Origin of the sequence: Micromonospora sp. MH33, assembly GCF_003013775.1 — a bacterium.
Lineage (GTDB): Bacteria > Actinomycetota > Actinomycetes > Mycobacteriales > Micromonosporaceae > Micromonospora > Micromonospora fulviviridis.
Genome location: NZ_MUYZ01000277.1, coordinates 1 through 9309 on the forward strand (window position 1 = coordinate 1; position 9309 = coordinate 9309).

Sequence of the window (9309 nt, forward strand, 5' to 3'; positions counted from 1 at the left end):
CGGCCCGCGCGCTGGCGCGTACCCCCGAGCAGTTGCCCGCGCTGGCCCGGGCCGGCGTGGTCGACGCGGGCGGGCGCGGCCTCTGCCTGCTGCTCGACGCGCTGGTCGAGGTGGTCACCGGGGAGAGCCCGCCGCGTCCGGCCCCCGCGCCGCCCGCGGTCCGCCCGCCCGCCACCGCGGTCCGGGAGACCGGCTCCCCCGCGTACGCCTACGAGGTGCAGTACCTGCTCGACGCCACGGACGAGGCGGTGGCCCGGCTGCGCGGCGAGCTGGACGGCCTCGGCGACTCGATGGTGATCGTCGGCGACGGCGGCCCGGGTGGCGGCACGTGGAACGTGCACGTGCACGTCAACGACGTCGGGGCGGCCGTCGAGGCCGGCGTGGTGGCCGGCCGGCCGCACCGGATCACGGTGACCCGGTTCGCCGACCAGGTGGCCCCGGCCGCGCCCCTGCCGGCGCCGCTGCCCGACGGCCGGGCCGCCGTGGTGGTGGCCACCGGCGCCGGCATCGCCGACCTGTTCGGCGCCGAGGGCGCCATCGTGGTGCCGGCCAACCCGTCCACCGGCGAGCTGCTCGACGCGATCCGGGCCACCGCCGCGGCCCGGGTGGTGGTGCTGCCCAACGACCCCAACACCCAGTCGGTGGCGAGCGCGGCCGCCCGGGAGGCGCACCGGCTCGGGGTGAAGGTGAGCGTCGTGCCCACCCGGTCCCCGGTGCAGGCCCTGGCCGCCCTCGCCGTGCGGGACCCGAAGCGGCGCTTCGAGGACGACGTCATCGCCATGGCCGAGGCGGCCGGCGCCTGCCGCTACGCCGAGGTCTGCCACGCGAGCAAGGAGGCGCTCACGGTGGCCGGGCCGTGCCGGCCGGGCGACGTGCTGGCGCTGGTCGAGGGGGAGGTGCACCTCATCGGCGCCGACCTCCTCGACACCTGCACCGCCATGGTCGACCGGATGCTGGGCGGCGGCGGCGAGCTGGTCACCCTGCTCTGCGGGGCGGACGCCCCGGCCGGGCTGGCCGACCGGGTACGCGAGCACGTCGAGCGGTCCTGGCCGTTCGTCGAGGTGCAGGCGTACGAGGGCGGGCAGCCGCACTATCCGCTCCTCGTGGGGGTCGAATGACGAGCGAACCGGCCACCGTGGACACGCCGCTGAAGAAGCTGGTCGGTGAGCGCACCGCCAAGGCCCTGGCGAGCCACCTCGACCTGCACACCGCCGGCGACCTGATCTACCACTTCCCTCGCCGCTACGACGAGCGCGGCGAGCACACCGACATCCGCTCGCTGGACGTGGGGGAGCAGGTCACCGTGCTGGCCCAGGTGCAGCGCACCGCGGTCCGGCCGATGCGGCAGCGCCGGGGAAACCTGCTGGAGGTTACCGTCGGCGACGGCTCCGGCGGGCTGCTCACCCTCACCTTCTTCGGCAACCAGGCGTGGCGGGAGCGGGAGCTGCGCCCCGGCCGCTGGGGGCTGTTCGCCGGCAAGGTCACCGAGTTCCGGGGCAAGCGGCAGCTCAACGGCCCGGAGTACGTGCTGCTCGGCGAGGGCGGCGACGGCGAGGCGGCGGCCAACGAGGAGGTCGAGGAGTTCGCCGGGGCGCTGATCCCGGTCTACCCGGCCGCGGCGGCCGTGCCGACCTGGGTGATCGCCCGCTGCGTGCGGGTGGTGCTGGACACCTTCACTCCGCCGGACGACCCGCTGCCCGCCACCGTGCGGGCCAGCCGAAACCTGGTCGGCATCGGCGCCGCGCTGCGCGAGATCCACCGGCCGTCCAGCAAGGAGGAGCTGTACCGGGCGCGCCGCCGGCTCAAGTGGGACGAGGCGTTCGCCGTGCAGCTCACCCTGGTGCAGCGCAAGCACCGGGCGGCGGCCTGCCCCGCGAAGGCCCGGCCCGCGAAGCCGGGCGGGCTGCTGGACGCGTTCGACGCCCGGCTGCCGTACGAGCTGACCTCCGGCCAGCAGGCCGTCGGCCGGGAGATCGCCGCCGACCTGGCCACCGCGCACCCGATGCACCGGTTGCTCCAGGGCGAGGTGGGCAGCGGCAAGACTGTCGTCGCGCTGCGGGCCATGCTCCAGGTGGTCGACGCCGGCGGGCAGGCCGCGCTGCTCGCCCCGACCGAGGTGCTCGCCGCCCAGCACCACCGGGGCATGCTCGACCTGCTCGGCCCGCTCGCGCAGGCGGGCGAGCTGGGCGCCGCCGACGACGCCACCCGGGTGGAGCTGGTCACCGGCTCGCTGGGCGCGGCCGCCCGCCGGCGGACGCTCACCGAGGTGGCCGAGGGGCGCGCCGGCATCGTGCTCGGCACCCACGCCTTGCTCTACGAGGGGGTCGACTTCTCCGACCTGGGGCTCGTGGTGGTCGACGAGCAGCACCGGTTCGGTGTGGAGCAGCGGGACGCGCTGCGGGCCAAGGCCGACCAGCCGCCGCACGTGCTGGTGATGACCGCCACCCCGATCCCGCGCACGGTCGCCATGACCGTCTACGGCGACCTGGAGATCTCCACCCTGTCGCAGCTGCCGCAGGGCCGCTCCCCGATCGCCTCGCACGTGGTGCCGGCCGCCGAGAAGCCGGCCTTCCTCGACCGGGCCTGGCGCCGGTTGCGCGAGGAGGTCGCCAAGGGACACCAGGCGTACGTGGTGTGCCCCCGGATCGGTGAGGGTCCGGCCTCGGACGAGGAGGCTCCCCGCGAGGACGACAACGGCCGCCGGCCGCCCGTGGCCGTCACCGAGGTGGCCCCGCTGCTCGCCGAGGGCCCGCTGCACGGGTTGCGGATCGGGGTGCTGCACGGGCGGCTGCCGGCCGACGAGAAGGACGCCGTGATGCGCTCCTTCGCCGCCGGTGACCTGGACGTGTTGGTGGCCACCACGGTGGTCGAGGTGGGCGTGAACGTGCCCAACGCCACCGTGATGATCGTGCTGGACGCCGACCGGTTCGGCGTCTCCCAGCTCCACCAGCTCCGCGGCCGGGTGGGTCGGGGCTCGGCCGCGGGCCTCTGCCTGCTGGTCACCGAGGCGATGGAGGGTTCCCCGGCCCGGGAACGGCTGGACGCGGTCGCCTCCACCACCGACGGGTTCAAGCTCGCCGAGCTGGACCTGGAGCAGCGCCGGGAGGGCGACGTGCTGGGCGCCACCCAGTCCGGCCGCCGGTCGCACCTGCGGCTGCTGTCGCTGCTGCGCGACACCGACCTCATCCGGGACGCCCGGGCCGAGGCGATCGCCCTGGTCGAGGAGGACCCGGAGCTGGCCCGCCACCCGGCGCTGGCCGCCTCGGTCGCCGCCCTGGTCGACGCGGAACGCGCCGAATACCTGGAGAAGGGCTGACCCGGCGCCCCCACCGGCCGGCCGGCCGGGCCTAGGCTCGGGCGATGCCGACCCCACTCCTCGACCGCGGCGTGCTCCTGCTGGCGCAGGGCGACGATCTCCAGGTGGACCGGGTCACCGGCTCCGCCGACGCCGGATCGCCCTGCACCCGCGCGACCCGGTTCCAGATCGCCTCGATCAGCAAGCAGATGGCCGCCGTCGCGGTGCTGCTCCTCGCCGAGCGGGGCGCGCTGCGCCTGGACGATCCGATCAACCGCTGGCTTCCGGACCCGCCGGCGGCCTGGTCCGGGATCACCCCGCACCACCTGCTCACCCACACCTCCGGCCTGGGTCATTGGGAGGAATACCCGATGATCGACCTGGCCGGGCCGGCCGAGCCCGACAAGCTGCTGGCCGTCTTCGCCGGCGTGCCGCCGCTGTTCGCCCCCGGCGCCGGCTGGCACTACAGCAGCCCCGGCTACGTCCTGCTGGCCCGGGCCGTCGAACGCGCTTCCGGCCGCCCGTACGCCGAGTTCCTCGCCGAGGAGGTCTTCGCGCCGCTCGGCATGACGCGCAGCTTCGCCGGCGACGCCGCCGGGCGGGACGACGTGGCGGTTGGGCACGAGGGCGGCCGGCCGGTGCCGTCCTGGAACCTGGACACGGTGAGCATGGGCGCCGGGGACGTCTGGTGCACGGGTGCCGACCTGCTCACCTGGCTGGACGTGCCATGCCGGGGCCGGCTGCTCGGGCCCGCCGCGGTGGCCGCCATGATCACCCCGCACGCGCCGACCGGCCGCCCCGGGGAGGCGTACGGCTACGGCTGGTTCGTCGGCCCGCTGGCCGGGGAGCGGGCAATCCACCACTCCGGAGACAACGGCGGGTACAAGGCGTTCGCCGGCTGGCTCCCCGACTCGGACCGGCGCCTGGTGCTGCTGACCAACCAGGCCGAGGTCGATCCCGCGCTGGTGTCGGCGGCGCTCCTGGATTGAGCCGAGGGCGCGCCGACCGGGTGATCGACGCGCCCTCGGGTTTCGTTCAGGTCAGGCGGTGAAGCGGATCCGTCGCCGTCGGGTCACCACGAAGAGCACCGCGCCGGCCGCCACCAGGGCACCGGCCACGGCCGCCATGACGCCGGCCGCCGCGCCGGTCACCGGCAGGCCCGGCTCGGCGCCCCCGCCACCGCCGCCACCGCAGTTCCGCTCGGGGGCGTAGACGGCCTCCATCTCCAGGTCGAGGTCGGGCAGGACCACGGTGGCCTGCTCGTCCTTGCCGGCCTTGAAGGTCACCTTCTCGGCCTTGCCCGGCGCGACCGTGCGGGTCTCGGTGCGCCCGCCGTAGGTCAGCTCGGCCTTCACGGGCAGGCCACCCTTCGGGTTGGCCACGGTCAGGGTGAAGGTGTCGCAGTCGGCCTTGGTGGCCACCGTCGGCAGCGGGCAGTCCTCCGGGCGCTGCCAGGAGTAGGTGCCCTTGTCGAGCACCTTGCCGTCGACCAGCACCTGGACGGTGCCGGCGTTGGCGGCCGGGACGACGGTGTCGGTGTTCGCCTTGCCCGGCTCGACGGTCACCTTCTTCGACCAGCCGTTGGCGCCGCGCACCTCGAACTCGACCGGGTAGCGGCTCAGGCTGCCGTCGTTGCTCAGCGCCACGGTGACCGTGCCGTCGCAGTTGGCGGTGAAGAGCGAGGCGGGGTTGGTGCAGCTGCGGCCGCCGCCGTTGTACCAGCCCTGCGGGCCGTGCGACCGCTTGCCGGGCGCGCCGGGGGAGCCGAGCTTGAGGTTGCCGTACCGCTTGCCGTCCTCGGTCAGCGGGTCGATGACCTGGCTGGTGTCGCCCCAGATCAGGTCCACCTGGGTGTTGCAGTCGGGCAGGTCGACCTTCAGGTCGATGGCGGTCCGGGTGCCGCCGATCCAGTCGCTGGCCGGCGTGCCGTGCACGTACTGCGGGGTGGCGAAGCGCGGGCGCGGGGCGAAGTAGGAGACCAGGGTGAACCACTGCTTGCCGTCGCCGCAGAGCGGCAGGTCACCGTCGAGCTTGACGGTGGCGGTGCCCTTCGGCCCGTCGAAGGTGTGGCTGTAGGTTGCCTTGTCGAGGTCCACGCACCTGGGCGCCGGGGCGCAGGGCGCGTCCCGGGTCAGGTCGACGGTGCCGGTGTCGGTGTGGTCCTGGCCGTTCTTCTTCCACAGCGCGTAGATGGTCAGCGAGGCCGACCGGGTGTCGCCGGGCACCCGCTGGACCGCCTGGACGGAGCCGCCGTCGGGGACGACGGTGCCCTCCAGCGGGATGGCGGGCGCGCCCTCGACGGCGACGGTCACGTCGGTCTTCGGGTTCGGGGTGACCTGCTGGAGCGTGGCGGCCTTGTCCCGCTCGCTGTTCTCCACCGTCCAGGTGAGGACCCGCTCCCCGGTGAGCTGGTCGCAGGCGGAGGTGGCGGTGACGGTGGTGTGGTGGGCGCTGGCGGGGTCGGAGACCGCCACGGCCCCGGCGAGGCCGAGCAGGGCGGCGCCCAGCACGGCGAGCGGTCGCCGCGGCGACAGCCTGGTACGGATCACGGGTACTCCCGGATTGAGGGGGGTTCGGGGTGGTTGCGTGGGACCGGGGCGCACGCGAAGAGGTGTGCGGATCCGCGCGGCGGCCGTCCGACGCCGGTGCCGGCGAGGCGAGCCGACAACCGGGCAGACCCTAGCGAAATCGACACCGTGGGCGTTACCGCTATCGACGGCTCGTAAAGGGTCTGTTATGAATTTGAGATCATTGATGTACGGCAGGTGATCGTCCGTCGCGCCGGGTGGTCCGCCCGGCCCGGTCCGGCCGTCGCGTAGCGTCTGGGGCATGTGCGGGAGCAGGCGGTGACCCGGATCGTGGCCGGGGCGCTCGGCGGCCGGCGGATCGCCGCGCCGCCCGGTGCCGGCACCCGGCCGACCTCGGACCGGGTCCGCGAGGCGCTGTTCAGCGCGGTGCAGGCCGAGCTGGATCTCGACGGGGCCCGCGTGGCCGACCTCTACGCCGGCTCCGGCGCGGTCGGGCTGGAGGCGCTGTCCCGGGGCGCCGCCCACGTGCTGCTCGTCGAGTCCGACCCCCGGGCCGCCCGGGTGATCCGGGAGAACATCGCCGCGCTCCGGGCCGCCCCGGCCGCCCGACTGGTCACCGGCAAGGTGGCCACCGTGCTCGCCGCCGGCCCGGACGGCGGGGCGTACGACGTGGTCTTCGCCGACCCGCCCTACGCCGTGCCCGGCGAGGAGATCACCGCGATGCTGGCCGCGCTGGTCGGCGGCGGCTGGCTGGCCCCGGGCGCCCTGGTGGTCGTCGAGCGGTCCAGCCGCACCGGCGAGGTGGAGTGGGTGGAGGGCATCACTGCCGGGCGCAGCCGCCGCTACGGCGAGACCACCCTTTGGTACGGTCGCCGATCATGAGACGTGCTGTCTGTCCCGGCTCGTTCGATCCGGTCACCAACGGACACCTCGACATCATCGGCCGGGCCAGCCGGCTCTTCGACGAGGTGATCGTCGGCGTGCTGGTCAACCAGTCGAAGCAGGGGCTGTTCACGGTCGAGGAGCGGATCGACATGCTCCGCGAGGTGACCTCCTCGTACGACAACGTGCGGGTCGAGTCGTTCCGCGGCCTGCTGGTCGACTTCTGCCGCGCCCAGCAGGCGAGCGTGCTGATCAAGGGCCTGCGCGCGGTGAGCGACTTCGACTACGAGCTCCAGATGGCCCAGATGAACATCGGCCTGGCCGGCGTGGAGACGCTCTTCATGCCGACCAACCCGCTCTACTCCTTCCTCTCGTCCAGCCTGGTCAAGGACGTGGCCAAGTGGGGCGGCGACATCTCCGCGCACGTCCCGGACGTGGTCCGCGAGGAGCTCGTCGCCCGGTTGCGCCGCTGACCCGCCCGCCGGCCCCCGCGGGCGACGCGCCGGGCGGGGGCGGGTGGCGTGGCGCTGGCCGACGCGTTACATGATGTGTGCAGCGCCGAACCCGGGCGCAGGCCGCATCATGAAGGTCGGCCGACGAACGACAGGAGTGAGGTACCGGTGGACCCGCTCGATCGCATCGACGAACTGATCGCCATGGTGGAGCAGGCCCGCTCCGTTCCGATGTCGCGCAACAACTGCATGGTCGACCGGGGCGAGATGATCGCCGCCCTGGACGAGCTGCGCGTGGAGCTTCCCGCCGACCTGCGGCGGGCCGCCGCGCTGCTGGAGGAGCGGGACAAGATCATGGAGGCCGGCAAGCGCGAGGCCGACCGGATCATCAGCGAGGGTGAGGCGGAACACGCCCGCCTCGTCTCGGTGAACGAGATCACCGTCTCCGCCGAGCACGAGGGCGCCCGGATCATCGCCGAGGCCCGGGCCGAGGCGCAGCGCCTGCGCGAGGAGGTCGACGACTACGTCGACACCGCCCTGGCCAACTTCGAGCAGTTCCTGACCCGGGCGCTCGCCTCGATAGAGCGCGGCCGGGACAAGATGCACGCGCTGCGTGAGATCGGCACCTTCGCTGGGGACGAGGCGGATCGCCCGCTACCCTTCTGAGCGGCACGCGGGCCGGCGGCCGACAGCCGGCAGCCGCCGGGCCGGGGCGGCGACGCCCCCGGTTCGACGGTCCGGCGGTCGCCCAGGTAACCTTTTTTGTCGGCCTCTCACCGGCCGGAGTCTAACTATGCCCAAACACTCGCCAAGCCAACTCGACCCCAGGTCGCCGCTGGTCCTCGACACGAGGGACCTGCCGCGTCGGCCTGGCGCGTTGCGTACGGTCAAGCGCGTCGTGCCGGCACCGGCGGACCTCGGCGTGGAGTTGATCACTGTGCCGGAGGGCGCGGACCTCGACCTCGACCTGAGGTTGGAGTCGGTGTCCGAGGGCGTGCTCGTCTCCGGGACCGTCACCGGTCCCGTCAAGGGCGAGTGCGGGCGCTGCCTGCGCGAGATCGACGACTCGGTGGCCGTGACGATCCAGGAGCTGTACGCGTACGAGAACAGCACCACGGACGACACGACCGACGAGGACGAGGTGGGCCGGATGCAGGGCGATCTGATCGACCTGGAGCCGGCGCTGCGGGACGCGGTGGTGCTCGCACTGCCGACCAACCCGCTCTGCCGGGAGGACTGCCCAGGGTTGTGCCCCGAATGCGGGGTGCACTGGGACGATCTGCCGGCCGACCACAGTCACCAGCAGATCGACCCGCGTTGGGCGGGCCTGTCGCAACTGACCAGTACAGAGGAGTAAGAACCGTGGCCGTCCCCAAGCGCAAGATGTCGCGCAGCAACACCCGCGCCCGCCGGGCGAACTGGAAGGCCACGGCGGTCGCGACCGTGCCTTGCCCGCAGTGCAAGTCGGCCAAGCTGCCGCACGCCGCCTGCTCCGTCTGCGGCACCTACAACGGCCGTCAGGTTCTCGAGGTCTGACGGACGCCGAGTGACGTCCCCGGCCACCGGTCGGGTGGCGCACGCACCAAGGCTCACGCCCGGTGCCCCGGCTCCCTCCGCCGCCGGCCGTTCCCCGGCCGGCACGCCCACGGAGCCGGGCACCGCGCGGATCGCCGTCGACCTCCTCGGCGGGGACGATGCTCCCGCCGTCGTGGTTGACGGCGCTCTGCGGGCCGTGCGTACCGACCCTGACCTGCACCTGCTGCTCGTCGGACCGACCGAGGTCGCCGATGGGCTGATCGGTGCGCTCGACCCGGAGCAGCGCACCCGGGTCACCGTCCGCCCGGTGCGGACCGCCGTCGGCATGGCCGACCATCCCACCGCCGCCCGCGGGGAGAGCACCGTCCGCGCGGCCGTGCACGCCGTCCGCGACGGGATCGCCGACGCGCTCGTCTCCGCCGGCTCGACCGGCGCCACCGTCACCGCCGCCGCGCTCGGTCTCGGCCGCTGGACCGGCGTACGCCGGCCCGCCCTGGTCGCCACCCTGCCCGCCGTCGAAGGACCGGTGGTGCTGCTGGACGTCGGCGGCACGCTCGAACCCGGACCCGCCACCCTGGCCCGGCACGCCGTGCTCGGCGCCGCCTACGCGGCCGTG

At 74.1% G+C, this 9309-nt stretch carries 9 protein-coding genes and 1 pseudogene; 9 read left to right on the forward strand and 1 reads right to left on the reverse strand.

Features of this window, described 5'->3' with window-relative positions:
• The 3 genes from B0E53_RS29000 to B0E53_RS29010 all read left to right on the forward strand — a co-directional run.
• On the forward strand, window positions 1–1118 hold a 1118-nt coding region (locus B0E53_RS29000), incomplete at its 5' end, for a Dak phosphatase (protein ID WP_107078919.1).
• Entirely contained in the window at window positions 1115–3316 is a 2202-nt protein-coding gene (gene recG / locus B0E53_RS29005) for an ATP-dependent DNA helicase RecG (RefSeq protein ID WP_107078920.1), read from the forward strand. The genes B0E53_RS29000 and recG, both read left to right, overlap by 4 nt.
• A gap of 44 nt (window positions 3317–3360) precedes the next feature.
• Window positions 3361–4284, forward strand: a complete 924-nt coding sequence (locus B0E53_RS29010) for a serine hydrolase domain-containing protein (protein WP_107078921.1) — start codon at window positions 3361–3363, stop codon at window positions 4282–4284.
• Between the two features lie 51 nt (window positions 4285–4335).
• On the opposite strand, the gene B0E53_RS29015 is transcribed toward B0E53_RS29010, so the two are convergent.
• Window positions 4336–5844: an LPXTG cell wall anchor domain-containing protein gene (locus B0E53_RS29015; protein ID WP_107078922.1), complete on the reverse strand. Its 1509-nt coding sequence runs from the start codon at window positions 5842–5844 to the stop codon at window positions 4336–4338.
• Window positions 5845–6141: 297 nt separating this feature from the next.
• Between B0E53_RS29015 and rsmD the strand changes: the two genes are divergently transcribed.
• From rsmD to B0E53_RS29045, 6 genes and pseudogenes are all read left to right on the forward strand, one after another.
• Window positions 6142–6705: a 16S rRNA (guanine(966)-N(2))-methyltransferase RsmD gene (gene rsmD / locus B0E53_RS29020; RefSeq protein ID WP_107078924.1), complete on the forward strand. Its 564-nt coding sequence runs from the start codon at window positions 6142–6144 to the stop codon at window positions 6703–6705.
• Window positions 6702–7178: a pantetheine-phosphate adenylyltransferase gene (coaD, locus tag B0E53_RS29025; RefSeq protein ID WP_091312514.1), complete on the forward strand. Its 477-nt coding sequence runs from the start codon at window positions 6702–6704 to the stop codon at window positions 7176–7178. Before rsmD ends, coaD begins: the two co-directional genes overlap by 4 nt.
• A 147-nt stretch (window positions 7179–7325) precedes the next feature.
• On the forward strand, window positions 7326–7823 hold the full coding sequence (locus tag B0E53_RS29030) for a hypothetical protein (protein ID WP_091312510.1): 498 nt from the start codon (window positions 7326–7328) through the stop codon (window positions 7821–7823).
• 127 nt (window positions 7824–7950) lie between these two features.
• Complete coding sequence (locus tag B0E53_RS29035; protein WP_107078923.1) at window positions 7951–8514, forward strand: YceD family protein; 564 nt, start codon at window positions 7951–7953, stop codon at window positions 8512–8514.
• Window positions 8515–8519: 5 nt separating this feature from the next.
• Window positions 8520–8693: a 50S ribosomal protein L32 gene (rpmF, locus tag B0E53_RS29040; RefSeq protein WP_091312500.1), complete on the forward strand. Its 174-nt coding sequence runs from the start codon at window positions 8520–8522 to the stop codon at window positions 8691–8693.
• 130 nt (window positions 8694–8823) lie between these two features.
• Window positions 8824–9309, forward strand: a pseudogene (locus B0E53_RS29045) (phosphate acyltransferase PlsX); the annotation flags it as partial.

Coding starts and splice junctions, on each gene's coding strand:
- recG (WP_107078920.1), top strand. CDS start 1,115: ATGACGAGCGAACCGGCCACCGTGGACACGCCGCTGAAGAAGCTGGTC.
- B0E53_RS29010 (WP_107078921.1), top strand. CDS start 3,361: ATGCCGACCCCACTCCTCGACCGCGGCGTGCTCCTGCTGGCGCAGGGC.
- B0E53_RS29035 (WP_107078923.1), top strand. CDS start 7,951: ATGCCCAAACACTCGCCAAGCCAACTCGACCCCAGGTCGCCGCTGGTC.
- coaD (WP_091312514.1), top strand. CDS start 6,702: ATGAGACGTGCTGTCTGTCCCGGCTCGTTCGATCCGGTCACCAACGGA.